We start from the raw sequence: 23,279 nt of genomic DNA on the forward strand, positions 1-23,279 counted from the left end.
ACCTTCCTATTTATTTAGCTGAATTGTGTTGCATACCCTTATAATAATCGCTCAATATTCATAATTAAAATTGATTGTTTAAATCAGTTCTATTGAAAAAACAGAACAAGCTTTTTCATTGCCACTTTTTAAAATAATGTAAAATGGCCCCGACGTAATCAACTTTAATCTGTTTAATAGCATAACAAGCGTTGAGTGTACGCTTGCTTAACCAATTGCTTATCCGTGTTTTATTTGCATTAAAATTTCAAGCGCCTTATGGCGTTTTTCATTATCAAATAAGTCATTGGTGAATATAAGCTCATCGACCCCTAATTGATTTACGATCATTTCTAACTTGTGTTTAATACTGGCTGGCCCACCGGTAACACTTAACCCTAAAAAGCTCTCAACATGAGCGCGCTCTTGTTCGCTCCACAAACCTTCCATTGTTTCTACTGGGGGTTTTAACCACAACTCGTCGCCTCTAATTAACGATAACACTCGCTGCTTAGATGTAGTTGATAAGTACTGTGCTTCTTCATCTGTATCGGCAGCCACTAAAGGTAATGCCAACATGACATAAGGCTTAGCTAATACACTTGATGGTTTAAATTCTCGTTTATACAAGGCTACTGCATCATGCACAAAACGCGGTGCAAAGTGCCCCGCAAATACATAGGGTAATCCTTTTTGTGCAGCTAATTGCGCACTAAATAAACTTGAACCTAAAAGCCAAATGGGAACATTGGTGTTTTCACCAGGTATTGCTCGCACGCGCTTAGTTCCCTCATAAGGGCCCAATAATGTTTGTAACTCGCTCACTTCATTAGGAAAGTTTTCAGCACGGCTGATATCGTTATTTAATGCACGACTTGTCACAGGATCGCTACCTGGGGCGCGCCCTAACCCTAAATCAATTCGACCTGGGTATAAACTTTCTAAGGTGCCAAATTGCTCAGCAACAACTAAAGGAGCGTGATTAGGTAACATAATTCCACCCGACCCTACGCGTATTTTTTTAGTGTGACCGGCTATGTGCCCCACCAAAATTGAAGTAGCCGCACAAACAATCCCAGGCATATTATGATGCTCGGCTAACCAAAAACGATTAAAACCGAGTTCCTCAGCTTTTTGCGCATAGGCTGTACTTTTATTTAAGGTGTCACTCACAGTGGCACCTTTAGGCATAGGCGCCAGTTCTAATAACGAAAAAGGAATGGTTGATAACAAAGTAGCACCTCCAAATTAAATAGCGATTTATGGCGCGTTAACCATAAATAATGAGTCTACGGTAAGAGATTGGGGGACATTACAGTCAATTCAAGGCGCCTTGCCTTTTAAAAGCTAAATAGCGATGTGACTGAACAACAATTAAGTTAGCTATTTTTAGCAGCAGCGTGTTGACGCTTTAGTTTATACGCCTCTGAATCAAGCCCTTTTTTCCAATAGCCCGATGCAACAATTTGACTGCGCGGTATAGCTAATTCATCAGTTAATATGGTTTTTGCTTTACGGACTAATCCGGCTTCAAGTGCCATAAATACAATAGGTTGTTGCTCACTAAGTGGTAGCGATTTTAATGCGTTTATCATATCTGTATCGGGGTTATTTGTTATTAACCAAGTTATATCACGCGAGGAGTCTAAGCTAATCACATCATCTTTTGTTGGTGCATGAATAATCGCGTCAATTTTTGCGTTTATAGGCAATTGTTGCACATAGCCTTTAATTGCATTAACCGAAGTTAAATCGCCAAGTAATAGGTAATATGAATGATCATAGTTATCCAACTTTTTAGGGCCTGGCCCTGCTATACCCACTTCATCGCCTACTTTTGCTTCTTTAGCCCAATTAGTGGCTGGGCCTTGGTGCATATTTATCACAAAGTCGAGGGTAAGTGCACCAGTGTGCTCATCAACATGCCTTATAGTGTATGAACGCATACACGTAGTTTTAATATTAAAGTCAACGCGGCCATTTTGTGGAATAAGCACCTTAACGTAGTTACCAATGTATTGCTCACTCAGGTCGTTAAACTCATATGAGCCGACAATAATGCGTTGTAAATGGGGGGTTATTTGCTTTGTGCTTAATACGGTTGCTTTGCGTACTTTTTTACCCATGTAAATTTACCTCACTAAAATGATGAATTGCACAACGCCCCATTGGTTGATAAAATCAACTATAGTGACTTAATTGACTTTGTCAACTATTATGGATTTATTATGAACTCTTCATTGGCCAATACATTATTTGCTTTAATGCAAAGTTATCGCGTTACCATACGCGAAGCCATTAATGCAGGTGAGCTTGGATTAAACGCGATGCATGTACGTTGTCTGCATATTATTGCAGCGACACCTCAGTGCACTGCTAACGATATTGTGAATCAAACCCAACGCGACAAAGCCCAAATAGCACGATTAGTGAAAGAACTGCTCGCGCTAAACTTAATTCATAAAAATGCCAGTGAGCATGACAAGCGTTGTTTTATTCTGTCGTTTACCGCACAAGGGTGCACGCTTTACAACAAATTATTAAACGCTGAGCAGTATGTAAATGCGCAAATGTGTAAAAACTTAAACCCACAGCAAATCAATGACTTCTTAGATACAGCTCAGCAAATGATCAAAAATATGGATTGATCGCAGATCCATTACTTGGCATAACTTATATAAAACGAATATACTGTACACTTATACAGTATATTCGTTTTAGGTTGTGTTATGTTTGTTATTCCCATTTATATAGAGGCCGGTGTATGCGGATTTGAGTCACCTGCAGCACAATATACAGAGCTTGGCGTTTCACTTGATGAGTTATTAATAAAGCACCCTGATGCCACGTTTATTGGGATAGCGTCTGGGTGCTCTATGCAAGAAATTGGTATTTTTGAGGGCGACTTACTGTTGGTTGACCGGGCTGAAATGCCAAAAGATGGCGATGTTATTGTGGCTAACTTAAATGGTTTATTTGTGTGTAAGCTGCTTGATAAGACCAATGCACGCTTGCTATCAGCCTCTTCTGCTTATAAGCCGGTGCAATTAACTGAGTCAGATGAGTTTCAGCTTGAAGGTGTGGTAACTCGCTCTATTAGGCTGCATCGCCAAAGCCCTGAGTTACTTTCATGTATGCCTTAGTTGATGCCGTTGCTTTTTACGCCAGTGCTGAAAAGGTATTTGATCCCGCCATTCGCTCAAAGCCGGTAGTGGTGCTTACCAATAACGACGGCTGTGTGTGTGCGGTCTGCCCAATTGCGCGTAAGCTTAATATTCCTAAATTTGGCCCTTACTTTAAAGTTAAGCAGTTACTAGAACAAAACAATGTGGTTGTACGCTCTAGTAACTATGAACTGTACGCTAATTTAAGCGACCGGATGATGAGTGTAATTGGCCGCTTTTGTGACACCCAGCATGTTTACAGTATCGATGAATCGTTTTTACACTTTAATGGTTATCAACCTTTAATTAACGATTGGCAAGCATACGGGCAACTAATTAGGCGTACTGTATGGCGCGAAACCAAACTCCCTGTTGGGGTTGGCTTTGGCCCAACACCGACCTTAGCCAAAGCCGCTAACCATGCAGCTAAAAAACTAACTGGCTTTAATGGTGTTGCAGTGATTGACGATGAAGTAAGTCGCCGCACTATTTTACAACGAATGCAATGCCAAGATGTTTGGGGGGTGGGCAAACGTTTAGCTAAAAAGCTGGCTCTCATGGACATTCATACCGCGTGGCAACTGGCTGAGCAAAGCCCAAAAACTATTCGTCGCCAATTTAGTGTGGTGCTTGAGCGCACAATTAACGAGCTCAACGGCATTACCTGTTTAAACTGGGATGATGTACGCCAAGATAAACAAGCTATTTTTTCAACACGTAGTTTTGGTCAGCGACTTTGCGACCCCGATGCAGTTAAAACCGCCCTAATAAATCATGCTAGTGTAGTTGCACAAAAATTAAGAGCTCAACAGTCGCTAACTCATCGTATTTATATTTTTGCTGCCAGCTCATCACATGAACACGCCTTTTATAAAAAGTCAGTTATGTATCAATTTGATCCGCCCACTAACGATACCCGCGTTATGGCCAATGCGGTATCAAAGAGTTTTGAGCAAATATATCAACCGGGAATTCGATTTTATAAATGTGGTGTGGGCGCATTAGAGCTCAGCCCACAGCAGTTTCAACAACATCATTTATTTGATAAGCAAACCGATAACCCGCAGTTAATGAACTGTTTAGATGCTATTAATCATAGATACGGTAAAGGAATGCTTAGCGTGGCGAGCAGCCAATTAAATGATCATTGGCATATGAACAGGGCTTTTTTATCGCCGCAATACACGACTCGTTGGCGTGATATTCCAAAAATACAGTGTTAGTCGGCAACTTTAATAAATTCACATTCTACACTTGGATTGTCCAATGTGTATTTAAGCGTATTGCTGGTTAAAAAAGTAATGCTTTGTTTAATCGTTCCTTCATGGATAGGATTATCACAGCGGCTCATACGTAAGCTATTTTCTAGGCCATCTGTTTTATATTTTAGCGAGCTGGTAATAAAACAATAATTTGGTTTTTCAATGGTACGAGTACCATTGTGTAAGGAGTTAAACAAAATCTCTTTGCCTAAGCTAAAACCTTGCCCAGGATCTTCAGGGTTATTAAATTGTAATCGGCTATTAGTACATAACCCAGAATTACTGGAGGTCACTTCGTAATTACCCAGCTTAGTTTGTAACAGCGGAATAAAGCGAGTTTTATTACTTGGGCCTGCCACTGCATAACAGCTAAAAAGGCTTATGATAAGTAAAACCAGGGTGAAAAATTTCATTATAGGCTCTATCCTCGTGTATCAAATATGATCAAGCACTGTGACTATGCTTAGCTATTTCCAACTATAACAGAGATTTACTATAAAAGATGTGAAGTCGTTATACCATAAACACGTCTTTAAACTGTATTTAAAAATACGTAGCTCACAGCAAATACGATTACATTTTAAAACAGTTTAGTTAGTGAAATAAGAGGATGTGAATAATAGCGCAAGCTGGATCAAAATCTAAGCAACGTAAAATGCATTACCCCTAACCCAAAGTAATGCATTCATAGTCAAAAGTGGGCGATTACTGCCAATACTTAGCAAATAATTGCGGGTAATTTTGTTTTAAAAACTTAGGCTTGTCTTTAAAGCGCTTACCTTTAGGTTGCTCAAGCCCTGATGGGATAAACGGTAACTCATCGTCATTACGTTCTTCATATAACAAACCTGCAATTAGGTCATACTCATCTAAGTACGGGTAAGGTTGCTCGTTTAAAAAATAAAGTGGTGTGCACTGAGCTAGACTATCTGGGTTTTCTAGTGCGGCTTTAAATACCGCTTCCCCCCGAGAAATGAGCCAACAACGAAATTCAGAAAAACCATATTCATCATTACAACCAGCCATTACAAACGCCGCACCAAATAAATCCCAAGTATAACTTTGGCGCATACAAATACTAAACTGTTTATCAAATTCAATTAGCTGCTCGTCGGATAAATCACTCAATGCAGCCTTAAGGGATTGGCATACAGACTCAGGCTCTGCGGTTCTGTCATTTACCGTTACCAATCGCCAAAAATCAGTTAAGGTTAAATCGCTCATGCAATGATCTCTTTTACCCGACCTACTTGACCATCTTCTAACTGTACTTTAATACCGTGCGGATGATTAGGTGACTTAGTTAATAAACGCAACACTATACCATTGGTTAAAGTACCACTGCGTTGATCTTGTTTAAGCACAATATTAACCTCAGTGCCGGGTGTTATTTGTGAACGTGTTGGAACAGCCATATATAATCTCTTTTGCTATTTTTGGGGATTATAGCCTGCTTAATAAAATCACTCCATATTAAAGCTTTTAAAGGCTCTATAAATGCCTAATTCAAGCTAATGTGAAGAATAAACAAAACCCATCGTACACATTATGGCTGCTTAGAAAATGAAATGGCATTGGCTTTAATGTGTATGTTCAAGCTGGCTAACGCATTACAAATAAGCTGCTCAATGTAATCAAACTGATTTTTTTGTTTAGCCTGCTCTAGTGCAATATCATCAATAAAATAACAACTTACTTTAAACTTAGAAGGTAAATTGTTTAAGTCTGCTGAATGGGTAAGAAAGCTAAAGTCCTGCACAGTATCTTTTATTTGCTCACAAGCGAGCGTTAATTGCTGACGAATACGTTTATCTAGCTGCTTTTGGGTTTTGGTCATCGTTTATTGTTGCTCGCGAGCTTGTTGTTCTTTAAATTCTTTGTAACTGTCTTGCTGCTGTTTAACACACTCATGGTATTCCTTATCTGCCATGTAGCTGCATTCACCCAACCGCGCTGATTGAATTTCATGGTAGCGGCTATCGCTGCTACATCCCGCTAACACCAATAATACGGATAACGAAAATATATATTTTAACTTATTATTTAACATTCAAAATTCCTACTATTTTAACGGGAAAACTACTGATTTTCGTTATTTTTGCTGTATATTGCACTGGTTTTGTATTTATAACCGTTAAGGGCACGTTATGATGTTGTCGCAGTTACAAGAGCTGTTCCAGCGTATCGATAAAAGTAAACTATTTCAATCATTTGTTATTGCAGTTATTGTTGTTTCTGCATTGACCGTGGGCGCACATACTTATTCATTGCACCCAACCGCTGAACTCGTTCTACATTGGATGGATATAGGCATAACGGTGTTTTTCTTAATTGAACTGATTATTCGCTATATTGCCAGCAAAGGTATCAAGAACTTTTTTTCCAAAGGTTGGAACATTTTTGACTTCATTATCGTGATCGGAAGTTTATACCCCGCGGCAGGCTCTACTATTTTTATTGCTCGACTGCTGCGTATTTTCCGCGTGTTACGATTAGTCTCAATGATCCCAGAACTGCGCTTATTAGTAAATTCGCTAATAAAAGCAATACCTCAAATGGGCTACATAGCACTACTCATGTTCGTTATATTTTATATTTATGCCGCCACTGGCAGTATGTTGTTTGCTGATATAAATCCGGTACTTTGGGGCGATGTGTCTATTTCTATGCTCACCCTGTTTAGAATAGCCACCTTTGAAGATTGGACTGACGTCATGTACGAAACCATGGCCGTGTACAAATTAAGTTGGATTTTTTACCTAACCTTTATCTTTTTAACTGCATTTGTGTTTTTAAATATGATGGTTGGCGCTATTTTAGAAGTGATGAGTGAAGAGCATCGCAATGCACGAGAAGAGCAAGCCGATATAGACTCACTCCCTGCCACCCAAGGCCAAGTAAACGAATTAAAAGCACAACTAGCAGAATTAAAAGAGCTACTTAAAAATAGGTAGCAGGGATAAAAAGGGCATGCATTTGCTTGCCCTTACACTTTAAATTTACCCACCAATCCCGTTAAAATTGACGAAAGGCGATTCATTTCGTTGCCGTTTTCACTGGTGCTCACGGCAATATCACTCACCTCATCAGCCGCATTTTTAATTTCAGTAACATTGCGGTTTATATTTTCAGCTACATGTTGTTGCTCTTAAGCAGCGGTGGCTATTTGCGTATTTAAATCGCTAATATGAACGATAGATGCCGTGATCTCACTAAATTGTTGCTGCGCCGAATGCGCAAGCTCGACAGTTTTATTAGTGGTTTCTATACTGCGTTCCATGCCTTTAAATACCATAGATGACATAGTGCGCAATTTATCAAGCTGTGTTTGGGAAATAACTAGAGCAGCTATAATTAATAACCGCAAGGCAATTGCAGATGCAAAGGAGAGCTTTAATTTTTTGATATATTCATGAAGTTAACCTCTAAAAACACTCTTAAGAATATAGTGTGGCTAAAGGGGTTGAGCAAGAAATAATATGAGAATGTTTCGAAGAGGCAATAAAAAGGTTAGCAATTAGCTAACCCTTTAACTTGATGGGCTAGGAAATTACTCACCGTCTACAATAATTCGTAACATCCGGCGAAGTGGCTCCGCTGCACCCCATAAAAGCTGATCGCCCACGGTAAAGGCGCTAATGTATTTTGGCCCCATAGCGAGTTTACGAATACGGCCAACAGGAATACTCAGCGTACCGGTTACTTTAACTGGAGTTAAGTCGGTACTGGTAATATCACGCTGATTAGGAATAACTTTAACCCACTCATTGTGCGAGGCTAAAATTTCTTCTATTTTTTCTACACTAATGTCTTCACGTAATTTAATGGTCATCGCTTGGCTATGACAACGCATTGCACCAATGCGTACACATAAACCATCAATAGGCACAGGTTGTTTAGATGAGCCTAAGATTTTGTTGGCTTCAACTTGCGCTTTCCACTCTTCTTTTGATTGACCGTTTGGCATAGGCACATCAATCCATGGGATTAAGCTACCCGCCAGTGGCACACCAAACTGGTCTTGTGGCAAATCGCTTGATGCCATTTTTTCGCTGACTATTTTATCAATTTCTAAAATAGCTGAACTTGGGTTATCTAGTTGCTGTGAAACACTTGCATGAATAGCCCCCATTTGAGCTATGAGTTCTTTCATATTGCGTGCACCGGCGCCCGATGCTGCTTGGTAGGTCATTGGGCTTACCCATTCGATTAGGTCTTGCTCAAATAAACCACCCAGCGCTAGTAGCATAAGTGAAACTGTGCAGTTACCACCTACAAAGGTTTTAACGCCTTGCTCTAGCCCTTGTTCAATGACATCTTTGTTAACGGGGTCAAGTACGATAATACTGTCGTCACTCATACGCAGTGCAGAGGCTGCATCTATCCAATAGCCATCCCAACCTGATTCACGTAATTTTGGATACACCGCATTGGTATAATCGCCACCCTGACAGGTAACAATAATGTCCATTTTTGCAAGCTCAGAAATATCGCTGGCATCTAAAAGCGGTTTAGCTGCACCCGCTAACTCAGGGCCAAGCTGACCTGCTTGTGAGGTGGTGAAAAAGGTGGTGTCGATATGTGCAAAATCATGTTGTTGTTCCATTCGCTCGAGTAACACCGAGCCTACCATGCCGCGCCATCCGACTAATCCTACTTTTTTCATTGTTTGTTCCACTGTTTGATTCATAAAAGGAGCCTATACATTAAAAATTAAAAATTCATTGCGTGAGATTTAATTTTTACAGCCTTAAGCTAACACCACCAGCACACTAAAACTAGTCAATAAACTGTAACTCAAATATTTTTCATACACATAAAAAAGCCCTGTACAAAATACAGGGCTAATAAGTAGTTAGGCGTTGTTATAAATCCTATCCTTGGGCTTTTACTTAAAACTCGTAGCTAAAGCTGACGCTCAGTTCTCTAGGCGTTTCTTGAGAACGAATTAACACATCATTTTGTTCTACTTCAAAGTTTTGTCCCAACATATTTTTCACTTTAAGTGTTAATGTGGTATTAAACGTTGGGTAGTAACTATAAACCATGTCTAACGAGTTTAAAGGTTGTTCGTAAGCGTCATCAAAGTTGTTAACACCCGCAGCTAAAATACGGTCACCAAATACATTATAAATAACTGAAGCTTGATGCATGCCATCATGCGAATCGTAATTCAATTGTAAGTTGGCAACATACTTTGAGTGGCCAGTCATACGTCGCTTTAGATTCGTAAGATCGGCGCGCTGTTCTTCTGCAATTTCAACTTCTGAATCACTAACCGTTAAATTACCAGAAGTAAAAAAAGCACCTCCTAATAAATCACTGTGCAACTCCGTTAACCATTCAGCCTCAATACCGTAAACATAGGCTGTATCTGCATTGTCAAACTGAAGAGTAAAACGGCCGTCACTTTCTGTTAATAGTGCTTCGATTGGGTTATCAATATCTTTATAGAATGCGCCAACTGAGTAGTTATCACCATTGTCCATATAAAACTCGATACGTGCATCAAAGTTATCTAAGTAGCTAGATTCTAAGAATGGATTACCAAGCGTTCGATAACCGGTTAGCGGATCTTGGAATTGAACAGGGCTTAGCTCTCGCAAATCAGGGCGTACAACCGTGCTGCCATAACCAAAACGAACTTGGTACGACTGCTGACTATAAGTCATAGATAATGAAGTAAAATACTCATCTTCCATCACACTTGCTTGTTTTATCGCATCTGCACTTAATTTATCTGCCAATAAAGCAGGATCAAATGCTGAGCGAGAAAAAGCAAGGGCAACTTGGCGGAAGTCCTCGTAACGCACACCACCACTTAAACGCCAATCTTGAGCAAAAGTAATATCAAAAGAGCCATAATAAGCATCAATCATTTGCGCTGCTAAGTAATCATCGGCTGTCGGTTCTTGAAACAATAACTCGACATCCGTTGAATCGATCACTGCATCATTTGCAAAGAAACTACCAATTGACAGCGCCTCTTCTTCACTTTGTGCTAAATCTAAAGACTGTGTTTGGCTAAAGCGATAGTTGAAAAAGTCTGTACGGTAATCACGCGTTTTTTCAACAAAATAGCCGCCGCCCGCAATTTCAACTTCGGCGTTATCAAAGTAAAAAACTTTGTTAACATTAACGCCCCAGTTTTCTACATCGTCTTCTAGCTCAACAAATCGATACAAGTAAGGGTTACCACCTAAACTACCATTATAAAAAGTACGTTGATATTCGCCATCGGCGTACTCATCACGCACCGTTACTTCAAGCTCGCCAGGTATACTCGTCGTCGCTGTTGAATCAGTATACTGCCAATCTACACCAACACCCTCAAGAAAACTCCACTCTAAATTATGCATTCCACGAAGTTGAAATATTTCAAGTTCCCGTTCCTCAAAAGAGGTTAAGTGGCTTCGCTGTAATTGCCCAGCATCAATGCTTAATGACTTTGAAGGCTCTTGGTAAAGCGCAACAGCAGCTTCATCTTCAGTATCTCGTAGCATCATATAGGTGGCTGTTAAATCATGGCCGCCAATTTTATAACCTAAATTTACAGAGCTATTTAATTTTATATTATGCTTTGTTGATACTTCTTTCTCTGTGGCAGAGTAACAAGTAAAGTCATCTTTTGAACATTCAGATTCAGATGCGTCAACAGAAGAAAGTACTGCGCTAAACTTCTCTGCATTAGACCACTCATTTTCATAAGCAACTGACGCTAAGAAACCAAAAGAGCCATCTAAGCCAAATAAGTTATCAAATCGGTCACCATACACAGCTTTAATGCCTGCATCAGGGTTTAAGCTTTCTTTTTCTAAGCCAAAATCTCTTGGTAGTGCTTTTGATAAACTTTTATTTAAGTCTATTGCAGCTGCTTGACCAATATCCGCCCCCTGACGTCTTGACTCGACGTCTCTTATATTTCTATATGAGATATCAGACAAGCCATTGATATAGGTATTTAGCGCCGTTTTAACGGCTCCAGGTAATGCGCGTGTACCATCATCTTTACCTAACCAGTCATCACTGCCGCCATTGTATGTATAGCCTTCATCGTTTGTATCTTTATAGCTAGCACCAATCTCAACTTTAAATAAAGTATCACTTGGAATGCTTTTCGTCCTGATATTAACGTCACCACCACCAAAAGCCGCAGGCATATTAGGCGAATAGGCTTTTTGAACAGCTAAAGATTCAATAATACTTGATGGGAAGATATCAAGTGGAATTACATTTCGGGTCAGATCTGGGCTTGGAACAACTGCGCCATTTAAACGCACGCTTGAGTAACGCTCGCCTAACCCGCGTACATAAATAAACTTATCGTTAACTAATGATAAGCCTGTAACACGACGAAGTGCTGAAGCGGCATCGCTATCACCTGTTCTAGATATTTGCTCTGAACCCATTATATCAGCGACAAATGCCTGGTTTTTACGTTCATCAATTACGGCACTAGCACTGCCTTTAAGGCGCGTACCTGTTGCAACAACTTCTTCTATCGCTTCTTCATTTATTATTTCTTGTGCCTGTTCAGCAAAAGAATTAAATGAAGAAAAAAAGGAGAGCAGAGATAACGTTATTAGATTAGTTTTAAACTGCTTTTGATGTTTCATATTTATATCCTCTAAACCTAAAATTCCCTTAAAAAAGGCGCAAAAGCGCCTTATAATTAGAGCCGGTCTAGATTAATTACTAGCGCGTTGTAAAGATGCGGCTACAAAATCAGCCCACTCACTTGATTCACCTTCTTTAAGTGCACCAATGTAGCCTGCGTTAGTAAAGAAAGAGTCAACTTCACTCATGTCTTTAGCCGTTGTAGATACCGCAGTACCTTGTGAATCAGTAATAGTTGCTGCTGTTGAAACACCATCAGCACCAAGTACATTTGCAAAATCAGCAAAACCAATCAGCTGGTTATTTTCGCCACCAGTAAACCAGGTATTTATATCAAAGCTTGCTAATGCGCCAGTTAAAGGAGTATTTACGTCTTCAAAATTCTTACCACACGCAAATATTGAACTCATAAATGCGATATCCCCGTTGTTTGCATTGGCATGCACACCAGCATCTCCTGATTTATCTTTTTCATTATATAAATCAAAACAGCCAGCACCATCTACAGATGATGAGTTTACAAACAACATATTAGCTAATTGCGCTTTACCCCATTCTTTCATTTCCATACCGGCACCAGTACGACGCCCTTCAGCACCTTGATCACCAGTAGTAACAACGGTTGCATTAGCAATAGTTGGGTTAGAAACAGTCGTTACTAAATCTTGTGCGTCTGCAGATAATGGATCTACTTTTGCGCCATCTGTTTCAAATCCATGATTTCCATATTCATTTGAACGTACAAGAATGTACTGTCCGTAACCTTTCCAACCCTCATCCCAGTCAATACCGTCATCACCAGTATCAGTAACAACAATATGTTTAAGATTAACGCTACCACCAAAGAGCTCTATACCATCATCAAAACCATTATGCACATGAACATAATCAATTGTTGTGCCTGAGCCAACAGCATTTAGTGTTAAACCATTTAGCTCATCACCTTCAACGCCAAATCCTGCATACTTAATAACAATATGCTTTAATATACCGCTACTATCTTGCGGGTCATTACCACCATAATACGAAACAATACCTTCAGCTGAGTGGTTACACATGTCTTGTGCCGCAGCAGTCGCTGTACAACGAATAGAATGGCCACGTCCATTTACCTGAACACCACCCCAATCCCCAATTTGAGCGGTTGTTGAATCATCACCATCAACTTCTTTAATACTTGTGAAAATAATTGGCTTATCTACTTCACCAATTGCTTCAATATTTGCACCGCGTGCAATACGAATAAAACTCTCAGGCTTGGTAAACGCAATGGTAACGCCTGCTTCAATAGACAGTGTTGGGCCATTAACATCAATAGTAGCGCCTGTAGATGTGTCTACATCGTCACCTATAAATAAAGCACCTTCAAATACATGGGCACCGCCATCGTCTAGCGCAGGGATAACAAAAGAGCTAGTAATTTCTTTTGCATTACTTGCAAATGCTTGGCTGTATAAACAGTTTACGCCTTCTGCTTCACCTGTAAATGTAGCTCCATCTAATGTGTATGTGGCGCAACTTATTGTATCGCCACCATTATCACCACCAGGGTTAGTCACTGAATTGTCTACACTATTATCAACTGTTGTAGGTGTAACGTTAATATCTCCACCACCACAACCAGCCAGTGTTATTGCTGTAGCCACTAAGCTGATTTTGAATAAGCCAGATAATTTCATTGTTCACTCCGTAAAAGTATTTAATTATTGTGTTAGCGCTTTAAGTAATAACTTAAGTCACTTTAAGGCACGATACTCATGCATTAAGGTCACTTGAGTTATCGAATACGAAGTACAATACGGGAGTGATATGACAATGAAGTTACACTTTAATAAACATAAAATGACAATGTTAATTAATTAAAAATCAATTGGTTGCTTTTAAAAGGCAAGTAAAAAACCACACTAACCGAATGTTAGTGTGGTTTGAGTAGTGCAATTATGAAATGGTTTTTAGTGCGTCAATTAAGAGCTAATAATCACACTATAAAAATTAAAGCAGTGCTGTTTTTAATGTTTGCGCATGCACTTTTTCGCGTTTTACATATTTGATCCATTGCTGGGCTAAACGTTGCGATTTTTTGTGCTTTTCAGCTTGTTCAAACGCAAGAATAGACGCATCAAAATTTTGTAAATTGTATTGTGCCATTCCCAAAGCAACAAACGCATTTGATTCAAAATCAAGGCCGCCTTTATCCAGTGCCATTCGCGCTGCATCGGCAGCTTCGTCATACTGCTCTGTATTTACATACACTTCAGCCAAGCGCTGATCGTATTTACCATGCTCTGAGCGCTCTGCAGCTTTGGTAAAGTAACTAATCGACTTAGCATCTTCTTTAGCTTGTATCATGGCCTCGGCTACAAAGGCATAATTTTTAGCTGTTGGTTCAGCAATGCCCTGCTCTATTGCCTTACTCATTACACTGGCTGCTTTATAAGCAAGCTGATTATATAAATATACCTGTGCAAGCTGTCTTAGGTCAGATTTAGAGGTTAAAAATCCTTGCTGGTAAGCCGCTTCTAAAATACTAAGCTGCTGTTTTTCTTGCCCAGTTTCACCGTACATACCGGCTAATTGAACCCAATACTCAGGTTTGTTGTATAGCTTTACCATACGCTCAAGTACGCTGACTACTTTATCCGTTTGGTTAAGTGAGTAATACATAGCACGTTGCAGTACCAGCCAGTTTTCTTTTGGTACTTTGCCTTCGCTATCACTTAAGTTAATGGCTTGGGTAATGTAACTCAGGCCTTGCTCATAGTCTTTTAATTGATAGTAGGTTTGCGCTCTTAATAAATAATAGGCGTCGGTTTTAGGCTTAGTATTAATGGCATCCCATTTATCTAAAAATGCAATCACCTTTTTATAGTCACTGTTAGCCATAGCAAGCTGAGCAAGGCTAAATGTCGTGCTCAAACGAAGCGCTTCTGGAATGCCATCTTCGCCAATCACTTTTTCAAATGAAGCAATCGCTTTTACAAGGTCGTTTTCATTGTAATAAATAAACCCATAAAAGTTATGCATCATCGCAATTTCATAAGAATTCATACTTGATGAGCGCGCTTGTATGCTGTCAAGCGCAGCCAAGCCCGCTTTACTGTCGCCATCATCCGCAAGTTTTTGGGCGCGAGCTAATTGGCTGTATACTTTTTCACGCAGTGCGGGTACTCGTGTTGTTTTTTGCTGTTCAGCGGCCTGTACTGTCGCCAAATTTACACCCGGAAGTACACTTAATGCACTTGGTGTAACAACACTGGCACTGATTGCAACAGTGCACAATATACTCAGCTTTAATAGCTTGGTTGTTAGTTTTAATTTCATAATTGCCTCACGTTCACTCTTTGCTTAATTAACAGAATTAACCATTAATTTGGAAAGAAATTTTATTTTGCACACCGGCTACTTCAACGGCTTCACCATTAACCACGCGCGGTTTATATTTAAATTTAAGGGCTGCATCCATCGCTGCTCTGTCAAACAATGACTCTGGCTCGGCTTTAATAACTTGTGGCTCTTTCACTGTGCCTTGCTTGGTCACTGTAAATTCAACAATGACATAGCCTTCAATACCACGCGATAACGCACGTCTTGGGTATACCGGTGCCACTTTTACTATGGGTAAATACTCACCGTCACTGGTTTCTAACGCTAATCCACCCGCTAGATTTACATCAGCATCAACATTGGCAGCAAAATCAAAGTTGTTGCTAGCAGCGTTGTTATCGCTACTTTGCATTTGTGGCGATTCCATTGGCGGTGGTGGCTCTTTAGGTGTTGGTGGCTTTTGTGGTTTACGCTCCTTTTTTTGTACTGTTTCTTCTTTTTTCAAACGGACAAAATCTAACACATTCCCTTTTGCAGGCTCCGTCATGGCGCCTTCACCACCGGTGATCAATGCCTGCATACCTAAAAACAGCATAAAGGTCACCACACCCGCTATAATTAACGCAAGTACATAACGCATCACTCGTTACCCTTCTTGAGCCGCTATTGAAACATCAAATACACCCGCTGCACGCGAGGCATCCATGACTTTTATCAAGGTTTCTGTGGTGGCTTTTTTATCGGCCTGAATAACTACACTGCCTTGTGGATTTTCCGCTTTTAAGCGCTCAATGTTGGCTTGTACAGCACGTACATCTATTTGACGTTTATTGATCCAAATTTCGCCTTGATCTGAAATGGCCACTAATATGTTAGCCCGCTCTTTTTTAACTGCGGTTGCCGCTTCTGGACGGTTTACATCAATACCCGCTTCTTTAACAAACGAGGCTGTCACGATAAAGAAAATAAGCATAATAAATACAACATCCAGCATAGGGGTCATGTTTATTTCTTCTGCTTCGTCTTCTTGGAATAAATTACCTAATGGGGCTCTCATTTTACTTCTCCTAGAACAAGCGGTGATTATGTTCACCGCTTTTCAATAATTATTTAGTGGTCCAACACCATAGTGTCTTGCAACAATTCAACTTCACGCTTTGCTTTACGCTGTAAATAGGTTGAGGCAAACACCCCAGATAACGCACCGACCATTCCTGCCATTGTCGGTATGGTTGCTTTTGACACTCCCGATGCCATAGAGCGTGCGCTGCCTGTACCTGTAATAGCCATTACATCGAAGACTTCAATCATGCCTGTAACTGTGCCAAGCAATCCTAATAGTGGACACAGCGCTACCATTACATTAATCAGCGGTAAATTTGCGTTTAATCGCATACTGGCGCGTGACACCATGGCCTGGCGTATTTGCTCTGCGTTCCAGCTGTTGCGTTCACTGCGCGTTTTCCACGTTTTTTTAACGTCTTTTTTGTAGTAACGATAGCCATTAAAAAAGTACATAAATCGCTCGAGTATCAATAACCACATCGCGAAAATTAACACGGCAATGACCAAAAGCACTTGGCCACCCGTGTCGAGAAAATCACGGATAGCATTGATTGAATCAATCAATAGCACCATGGTTTAGGCTCCTTTCTCGCTTCGCTCGGCAATAATACCTGCACTTTGTTCTTGTAAAATAAGTAGTAAACCTTTCGAGCGGGTATTCAATAAGGTGTATAAAAACACCGTAGGGATAGCAACCACAAGGCCTAGCACGGTAGTCACTAGTGCTTGAGAAATACCGCCCGCCATTAGTTTAGGGTCGCCAGTACCGAATAAAGTGATAGCTTGGAATGTGTTGATCATCCCGGTTACCGTACCGAGTAAGCCCAGCAGTGGCGCTACCACAGAGATAATTTTAATAAGCGTTAAATTACGGGTGATTTTTGGCATTTCGCGTAAAATGGCTTCGCTTAACTTAAGTTCAAGCGTGTCGTACGCCACATTTGGGTATTGATCTTTCACTTTCATGACGCGCCCTAGCGGGTTGTCATCACGAGCTGTATCGTCTTTTAATTGACGACGGATTTTTCCACCCATCAGCAGGAGCGATACAAAACGCTCTAACGCAATTAATAACGCTAATAAGCCAACGCCTAAAATAACGTAACCGACCGCACCACCTTGATGAACTTGCTCACTGGTATCAGGGGCTTGTACTAACAAACCTAAAATTGAACCACCAGTTGGGTCAAGCGCAAACGGCACAACACCGGTGTTTGCTTGCTGCAAATCAGCCGCAGTGGCAGTAAAGCGGCTACTTGGTTGGCGAGTAAGCTGGCTAATGGTATTGGTAGAAGGCGTATACTCTAGGTACTGACCGTCACTAATAAGGTTAAATGCACCCACACGTACCACTTCTTTTTGTACTTTATTGCCACCGTCAACAATTACATCAGTATTGAAGCGGCTTACTTTTCCTTGTTCGGTCATTTCGCGTTGTAGCTCAAACCAAACCTTTTCGATATCTTCAATAGACGCAAGCTTTGAGGTAGAACCCATTTTTTGCGCCAATTCGTCCATAAAAGTACTACGCCCAGGTAACTGAGCCGATACCACCGAGGTTGCAAACTTATTGCTAGAATCGCCAGCAACTTGTTGTAGCACACCAAATAGCTCTTTTAATGAACCCATACGCTTTGATAAAGTATCGGTCAGGTTAGCCAATTTAATTTCGTTTTCTTCAAACTGCGTTTCTAAACGCTCTGACTCGCTAAGCATCTGATTTCGTTTAGCTTGGGTGTTTTTAAGCATTTGCACTTGTTCATTTTGACGTGCTGCAAATTCTTGTTCGCGTTGTTTATTTTGTTCTGATTGCGCTGATTTACCCTGCTCTAACGTTTTTAATAAGGCATCTAAGTTCATTGGTTCAGCGGCACACATCGCACCTGAAAAACCTAAGCTGGCTGCAAACACGGCCATTTTTGTCATTTTCGTTAATAATTTCATGGTAAACCTCTTATTCTGCAGCATGAATTGGCAGTGTTAACATATCTGGGGCTAGTTGTTTGCGAGCAATGCGAAGCCCTTTATTAATTTGGCTAATGGTTGAATCAGGCAGTGCAACAAAAGACTGTGATTTTTGATCCCAACTACCTGCTTGTTTACCGTCGCGGGTAAGGTAAATTAGCTCTAAACGTCCAATGCGCAGAAAGTCGACTTCGCGTTCTTTATTATCCACATCAAGCAATGCGGTATACGCTTCAATAGTGCGTCCGTAGTCAACCTCAACTTGATAAGCTTCTAAGACACGACGAAATTTTTCACTTGATGAAATATCAGCGCGTTCCATCATTGCATTTAATGATTCAAGACGCTGCTTACGCTCTTGCTTTAAAAACGGCACATCTAAGGCTACAAACTGTTCAAGCCCAGTGATCATACGAAGCATTAAAGGGGTTATTTGGCGTTCAATTATCGATACTTGATCCATCGATAAATTAAGCGATTCCATCTCTTCTATTTGATTATTTAATTGTTTGGTAAGCTGTGCGTTATAAACGGCTAGGCCATCTATTTCTTTATTTAGGGTTTTAAATTGCTGTAAACGCCCTTGCATTGAATCTGCAATCTTGTCTATTTTTGTTTGTGATTGTGCAGCTAAATTATTAATTTCGCTGCTTTTATCAATTACCATGTTTAAATCATTGGCGTGGACTGCTGCACTTGCGGCTACAATACCAGCTAAAATTAATGGTTTAACGCCTTTCATCGTATACACCTTTGCTCGTTAATTAGCGGATTTGCTAGTGTTTATTAATCGCTTTAGCTCGTTTATAAAAAAACAATTTAAAACGAGATAGTTTCAATGAGCGAAAGTGTATAGATTAAAAATGACAAGCGTGTTGCGTAAAAAAGTCGCTTTTATGACAATGGTAATAAATTAGCCTTATTGGCCTATTTTACAATTCAGGGATGAAAATAGTGGGATTAAGTTTACAGGTAGGATTGTATTTCAATCAGGCCTTGAAGCAGCGAGCTTTAAAAAATGTGAGGTAATAAAGCGACGATTAGGCGCTCCGGTAAGCTGAACGGTATGAGCATGCTGTTTTTGCTCTAAGGTGATATCAGCAATTGCTAGATGACTGCGGTGACGAAAATATTCACCTATAAACGAAAACACTAACACCAGCGAAAATGCAGCAACAAAACGGGTCTTTTCTACCTGACCATAAATAACTTGCCCCATATCAGGGCCATACAACATAACAATACGCTCAATAACATGGCACTGCTTAACTATGCGCCAAACTTCACACCAGTATGGCAAATACAGCAACGGGATAAAACATTAGCCAATATAAAGCAGTGTTTTCTTTACCGCCGGTGTATACCAAAGCTAAGCACATCACAAATACAATCACTAATGTGATGAGGGCGATTGCATCAATCTGCTTTGTTTTCATAAAATAAATAATACACCCTACAATCCTTACGTTAACCACAATTAACGCATTAGTAAGGATTGGTGCATACACGTGATGATTGGCAATTACTAAATAGGTAATTAACACCAAGGCAATCGCTATCATGGTAAATAACGAAAATACTTGGCGTTGTTTATCAAAGCTATAAATGCTGTCAATAGTGATTAAATCGAGCTAGCTTGGCTTATTTATTTTTTTTACTGATCATACTTTGAATTTTTTAACCATGCGCTCTAAGTCACTAAATTGATGTTTAAGTTTGGTACACTCTTCCAAAGTAAGATTTAGGTTTGATTGGCCTTGAGTCGATAAGTCGCTGATAACGTGAATATCGCTATGTAATGACTTAACCACTTGATTTTGCTCATCCGTAGCATTAGCGACACTATGATTGGCGTCGGTTATTTGCTTTATCGCGCTGATTATTTGTTTCATTACTTCGCCAACCGCATCCGCTTGCTGAACACTTTTTTCACTTTCTTCTAAACTGGTTTTCATAAGCTCAACGGCAGAGCTTGAACCTTTTTGTAATTCAATGACGGTGTTTTCTATTTCTTGGGTTGATTGCTGAGTACGCTTTGCTAGTTGCCTTACTTCATCGGCAACAACCGCAAATCCTCTTCCCGCTTCACCAGCACGAGCCGCCTCTATCGCCGCATTTAAAGCCAGCAAATTGGTTTGCTCACTCACCCCTTTTATTACTGCCAGTACATTTCCTATATTAGCGGTATGCGAGTCTAAACTATTTATGGTTTCTTGCGCTTGCTCTATATTTTGTGACAGTTGATGAATACTTGAAACGTTGTTTATGAGGGTCTGTTGATTCTTAGCACAGTATTGATCTGCATCTTTGGCAAGCGTCGAGGCATTGTTGGCACTGGTTGAAATTTCTGTTGAGGTAGCTGAAAACTGATTAATTGCCGACGCCACACTGTTGGTGCGCTCACTTTGGTCGTCATACTTAGTTAATGTTGAGTCTGTCTGCGTAACCAATTTAGCAACTGCCGTTTCCAGTAACTGCGTTGAAGATTTAACCTGAATTATTGAATTTTGGATTTTTTCTATAAAAATATTAAACGAATTGCTCAATTGACCAAATTCGTCATCGTTTTCAACGCTTAACCGACAGGTTAAATCGCCCTCACCCTGCGCTATGTCTCTAATGGCATCATTGAGACGATACATAGGGCGCATCAAATAACGCAGTAAAAATTCCAGTGACGCAACAATTACTAAAATACCAATAATTAAAAATACAATTGCCTTTTGCCCAAACGAAGAAACACTTGAATACGCTTTATCTTTATTGACTACTACACCTAGATACCAATCAACGTTTTCAATACCACGAATTTTAGTAAAGGATACCAGCGAGGTTTCACCTGCTACTTGATACTCGGTGAATTCTCTTGCTAACGGTGCATTTTTACCAATTAAGTCAGCGACTGTTTTTGAATTTAATTTACTATCAGGATGACTTAATATTTGCCCTTTATTATCAAGTAAAAAACCATAACCGAGTCCTAAAAAATCAATATCTCCAATAATGTCAGCGATGGTTTGCATATCAATATCTGCCCCCGCAACCCCTTTAAATTGGCCATTACTATTAATAGGGGCAACGGCAGAAATTGTCAGTTCGTTGGTCGTTACATCAATATAAGGCGTTGTAAAAGCCGTTGTTGTTTTATTTTCTACTAATTTATACCAAGGGCGACTTGTCGCATCAAAATCGCTGGGGAGTACAACACTTTGATCATTTAAAATAAATGTACCCGATGATTTACCTATATAGGTATTTTTAAAATCTCCCGCAAGCTCAGCGGTATTTAATTGCGAAAGCGTTAAAGACTTGGCATCGTCATCTTGGTATGTTTTTGCGATAGAGATCACAATCGCTAATTTATTATTTAGCCAGCTTGCAATATTTTTAGAGACAGACTCAGAGTTTTGCTCTAGTACCAGCGATAACTGCTCTTGAGTTTGATGCCGCATTGAAAAATAATTATTTATGGTGAAAACACCTAACACTAAAACTAACACTAATGATGCAGCAATGGTGATTTTGGAGGTGAATTTAAGCGAGCTAAACATAAGTACCTTTAGTATTAATCATTATTATCAGTGTCTTTTTTAACAAATTTTTAACTGAATGTCTTAGCAAATATGATTTCAATGAAATTAAAGAACAAAAATAATAATAAATAACTAGTTCTTTCAAGGATGACTTTGCCACAGTGCGTTTAATTTTTAGACTAGCAGAGCTAGATAAATAAGTGTTTAAAAGCACTATGGGGATAAATTTTATCCCCATAGTAACGCTTTATCTAAATTATTCATCTTGTTGGCACTGGCTTGTGATCGGTAATTGCCTAAGCACTTTCATCTGTGGATCTACAGTAATATGATCAACAGGTTTAGCTTTGGTAGTAATGACTCCTTCAATCGGTGTGTAAACTTGAAGCTGGCCATTGATTGAAATGGGTATTGGCACTTTAAAAGGTGTCGCATCTTTTTCACTTTTGCTCCAATATAAATTGGCCACGTTATTTTGACGTTCTATGGTTAGTGTGGGCAATGCAGCTTGTTTTAAATACACATCAAATAGCCAGTTATAGTCTTTTTTTGTAATGTGATTAACAATATCAATAAACTGCTGCGTGTTGCTTGCCAAAATAACTCATCACCAATTAACCAACGCAAAGTGTGTAATGTCCAGCCTCCTTTACCATAAATATCTGAGTTAAAGGCTTCTTTTGAGCTTAATTCACCCTCTTTTACAATAGGTTGGCAGTTTTTAATCCCTAAATAGGCTTTATACATTGCATGGTTATAAGCGGCCTCACCAAAGGTATATAAACTGTAAGTCGGTTGCATGTAAAAGCCAAAACCTTCATGTAACCACGCATCATTCAATTGCTCATAAGTCATTAAATTACCAAACCACTCATGCGCTAATTCATGCTGAATAAGCCAATCATAACTACTAGGGTCGCGAGTATACCCTTTGCCATAAGCATTTATCGTTTGATGCTCCATGCCTAAATGAGGCGTTTCTAAAAAGCCAAGTTTTTGTTGCCCCCATGGAAATGGACCTAACACAGATTCAAAAAATGCCATTTGTTGATAAACATCGTTGCTGAGCAAATTACTGGCTTTTTGCCTATTTTCAGGTAACACCCAAAATTCCACAAGAATGTCAGTACCATTTATACTGGTATATTGCTGTTGAATGCGCTCAAATGGGCCAATATTCAGCGCAATGTTGTAATCACTCGCAGGCTCAGATAAAAACCAATCAAACTCGGTAGTCTTGTTTTGTAATACAGTTACATTTTTTAGTACCCCGTTACTGGCAACATGCAATCCAGTGGGTACCGTTACCCGTATACGCATACTATCGGCTTTGTCACTAAAGTGATCTTTACAAGGCCAAAATAAATCAC

Annotated in this window: 26 protein-coding genes; 4 read left to right on the plus strand and 22 right to left on the minus strand. The window is 39.8% G+C overall.

All coding sequences use genetic code 11. The features are described 5' to 3' along the window. Positions 1-219: 219 nt before the first annotated feature. Both MTN96_RS17035 and MTN96_RS17040 read right to left on the minus strand, forming a co-directional pair. Entirely contained in the window at positions 220-1,212 is a 993-nt protein-coding gene (locus tag MTN96_RS17035; RefSeq protein WP_036984037.1) for an LLM class flavin-dependent oxidoreductase, read from the minus strand. A 146-nt stretch (positions 1,213-1,358) separates the two neighbouring features. After that, on the minus strand, positions 1,359-2,105 hold the full coding sequence (locus MTN96_RS17040) for a siderophore-interacting protein (protein ID WP_138626448.1): 747 nt from the start codon (positions 2,103-2,105) through the stop codon (positions 1,359-1,361). 102 nt (positions 2,106-2,207) lie between these two features. Here MTN96_RS17040 and MTN96_RS17045 point away from each other — a divergent pair, with 102 nt between their 5' ends. The 3 genes from MTN96_RS17045 (at position 2,208) to MTN96_RS17055 (ending at position 4,366) form a co-directional block, all read left to right on the plus strand. Next, complete coding sequence (locus MTN96_RS17045; protein WP_036984035.1) at positions 2,208-2,627, plus strand: MarR family winged helix-turn-helix transcriptional regulator; 420 nt, start codon at positions 2,208-2,210, stop codon at positions 2,625-2,627. Between the two features lie 81 nt (positions 2,628-2,708). Next, positions 2,709-3,122 carry a LexA family transcriptional regulator gene (locus MTN96_RS17050; protein WP_248532295.1) on the plus strand — a complete coding sequence of 138 codons (414 nt, stop codon included), beginning with the start codon at positions 2,709-2,711 and terminating at the stop codon, positions 3,120-3,122. Next, positions 3,110-4,366, plus strand: coding sequence for a Y-family DNA polymerase (locus MTN96_RS17055; RefSeq protein WP_248532296.1), 1,257 nt, complete (start codon positions 3,110-3,112; stop codon positions 4,364-4,366). The genes MTN96_RS17050 and MTN96_RS17055 overlap by 13 nt, the downstream gene beginning before the upstream one ends. Here MTN96_RS17055 and MTN96_RS17060 read toward each other — a convergent pair. From MTN96_RS17060 to MTN96_RS17080, 5 genes are all read right to left on the minus strand, one after another. Further along, entirely contained in the window at positions 4,363-4,818 is a 456-nt protein-coding gene (locus tag MTN96_RS17060) for a hypothetical protein (protein WP_036984033.1), read from the minus strand. The genes MTN96_RS17055 and MTN96_RS17060 overlap by 4 nt on opposite strands. Before the next feature lie 292 nt (positions 4,819-5,110). Continuing rightward, complete coding sequence (locus MTN96_RS17065; RefSeq protein ID WP_024601008.1) at positions 5,111-5,629, minus strand: DUF4240 domain-containing protein; 519 nt, start codon at positions 5,627-5,629, stop codon at positions 5,111-5,113. After that, positions 5,626-5,820, minus strand: coding sequence for a YwbE family protein (locus MTN96_RS17070; RefSeq protein ID WP_248532297.1), 195 nt, complete (start codon positions 5,818-5,820; stop codon positions 5,626-5,628). Before MTN96_RS17070 ends, MTN96_RS17065 begins: the two co-directional genes overlap by 4 nt. A 131-nt stretch (positions 5,821-5,951) precedes the next feature. Then, a complete protein-coding gene (locus MTN96_RS17075; protein ID WP_069439751.1) occupies positions 5,952-6,242 on the minus strand; it encodes a hypothetical protein in 291 nt (96 codons plus the stop codon). Between the two features lie 3 nt (positions 6,243-6,245). Then, the gene (locus MTN96_RS17080) at positions 6,246-6,455 is read right to left on the minus strand and encodes a hypothetical protein (protein ID WP_069439750.1); all 210 of its coding nucleotides are present in this window, start codon (positions 6,453-6,455) and stop codon (positions 6,246-6,248) included. Positions 6,456-6,555: 100 nt separating this feature from the next. Between MTN96_RS17080 and MTN96_RS17085 the strand changes: the two genes are divergently transcribed. Continuing rightward, a complete protein-coding gene (locus MTN96_RS17085; RefSeq protein ID WP_171034682.1) occupies positions 6,556-7,359 on the plus strand; it encodes an ion transporter in 804 nt (267 codons plus the stop codon). A 194-nt stretch (positions 7,360-7,553) separates the two neighbouring features. Here MTN96_RS17085 and MTN96_RS17090 read toward each other — a convergent pair whose 3' ends face one another. From MTN96_RS17090 to MTN96_RS17160, 15 genes are all read right to left on the minus strand, one after another. Beyond that, positions 7,554-7,709, minus strand: a complete 156-nt coding sequence (locus MTN96_RS17090) for a hypothetical protein (protein WP_248532298.1) — start codon at positions 7,707-7,709, stop codon at positions 7,554-7,556. Between the two features lie 246 nt (positions 7,710-7,955). Further along, positions 7,956-9,095, minus strand: a complete 1,140-nt coding sequence (gene asd / locus MTN96_RS17095) for an aspartate-semialdehyde dehydrogenase (protein WP_069439748.1) — start codon at positions 9,093-9,095, stop codon at positions 7,956-7,958. 202 nt (positions 9,096-9,297) lie between these two features. Further along, complete coding sequence (locus MTN96_RS17100; protein ID WP_248532299.1) at positions 9,298-12,021, minus strand: TonB-dependent receptor domain-containing protein; 2,724 nt, start codon at positions 12,019-12,021, stop codon at positions 9,298-9,300. Positions 12,022-12,093: 72 nt separating this feature from the next. Continuing rightward, complete coding sequence (locus tag MTN96_RS17105) at positions 12,094-13,701, minus strand: hypothetical protein (protein ID WP_248532300.1); 1,608 nt, start codon at positions 13,699-13,701, stop codon at positions 12,094-12,096. Between the two features lie 313 nt (positions 13,702-14,014). Beyond that, on the minus strand, positions 14,015-15,343 hold the full coding sequence (locus MTN96_RS17110; protein ID WP_248532301.1) for a lipopolysaccharide assembly protein LapB: 1,329 nt from the start codon (positions 15,341-15,343) through the stop codon (positions 14,015-14,017). 37 nt (positions 15,344-15,380) lie between these two features. After that, positions 15,381-15,986: an energy transducer TonB gene (locus MTN96_RS17115; protein ID WP_008111498.1), complete on the minus strand. Its 606-nt coding sequence runs from the start codon at positions 15,984-15,986 to the stop codon at positions 15,381-15,383. Positions 15,987-15,992: 6 nt separating this feature from the next. Beyond that, positions 15,993-16,403 (minus strand): biopolymer transporter ExbD, encoded by a 411-nt coding sequence (locus MTN96_RS17120; RefSeq protein WP_008111500.1) that lies wholly within the window; start codon positions 16,401-16,403, stop codon positions 15,993-15,995. A 53-nt stretch (positions 16,404-16,456) separates the two neighbouring features. Beyond that, positions 16,457-16,984, minus strand: a complete 528-nt coding sequence (locus MTN96_RS17125) for a MotA/TolQ/ExbB proton channel family protein (RefSeq protein ID WP_069439744.1) — start codon at positions 16,982-16,984, stop codon at positions 16,457-16,459. Positions 16,985-16,987: 3 nt separating this feature from the next. After that, complete coding sequence (locus tag MTN96_RS17130) at positions 16,988-18,355, minus strand: MotA/TolQ/ExbB proton channel family protein (RefSeq protein ID WP_138570563.1); 1,368 nt, start codon at positions 18,353-18,355, stop codon at positions 16,988-16,990. A gap of 10 nt (positions 18,356-18,365) precedes the next feature. Then, positions 18,366-19,118: a DUF3450 domain-containing protein gene (locus MTN96_RS17135; RefSeq protein ID WP_214551898.1), complete on the minus strand. Its 753-nt coding sequence runs from the start codon at positions 19,116-19,118 to the stop codon at positions 18,366-18,368. Between the two features lie 243 nt (positions 19,119-19,361). Then, positions 19,362-19,676, minus strand: coding sequence for a hypothetical protein (locus tag MTN96_RS17140; protein ID WP_248532302.1), 315 nt, complete (start codon positions 19,674-19,676; stop codon positions 19,362-19,364). Further along, the gene (locus tag MTN96_RS17145; protein WP_248532303.1) at positions 19,660-19,812 is read right to left on the minus strand and encodes a hypothetical protein; all 153 of its coding nucleotides are present in this window, start codon (positions 19,810-19,812) and stop codon (positions 19,660-19,662) included. Before MTN96_RS17145 ends, MTN96_RS17140 begins: the two co-directional genes overlap by 17 nt. A 225-nt stretch (positions 19,813-20,037) precedes the next feature. After that, on the minus strand, positions 20,038-21,927 hold the full coding sequence (locus MTN96_RS17150) for a methyl-accepting chemotaxis protein (protein ID WP_248532305.1): 1,890 nt from the start codon (positions 21,925-21,927) through the stop codon (positions 20,038-20,040). A 238-nt stretch (positions 21,928-22,165) separates the two neighbouring features. Beyond that, complete coding sequence (locus tag MTN96_RS17155) at positions 22,166-22,507, minus strand: hypothetical protein (RefSeq protein ID WP_248532338.1); 342 nt, start codon at positions 22,505-22,507, stop codon at positions 22,166-22,168. Next, positions 22,423-23,229 carry a M1 family aminopeptidase gene (locus MTN96_RS17160; protein ID WP_248532306.1) on the minus strand — a complete coding sequence of 269 codons (807 nt, stop codon included), beginning with the start codon at positions 23,227-23,229 and terminating at the stop codon, positions 22,423-22,425. Before MTN96_RS17160 ends, MTN96_RS17155 begins: the two co-directional genes overlap by 85 nt. Positions 23,230-23,279 lie beyond the last annotated feature (50 nt).

It is taken from the genome of Pseudoalteromonas sp. 2CM28B (assembly GCF_023161935.1).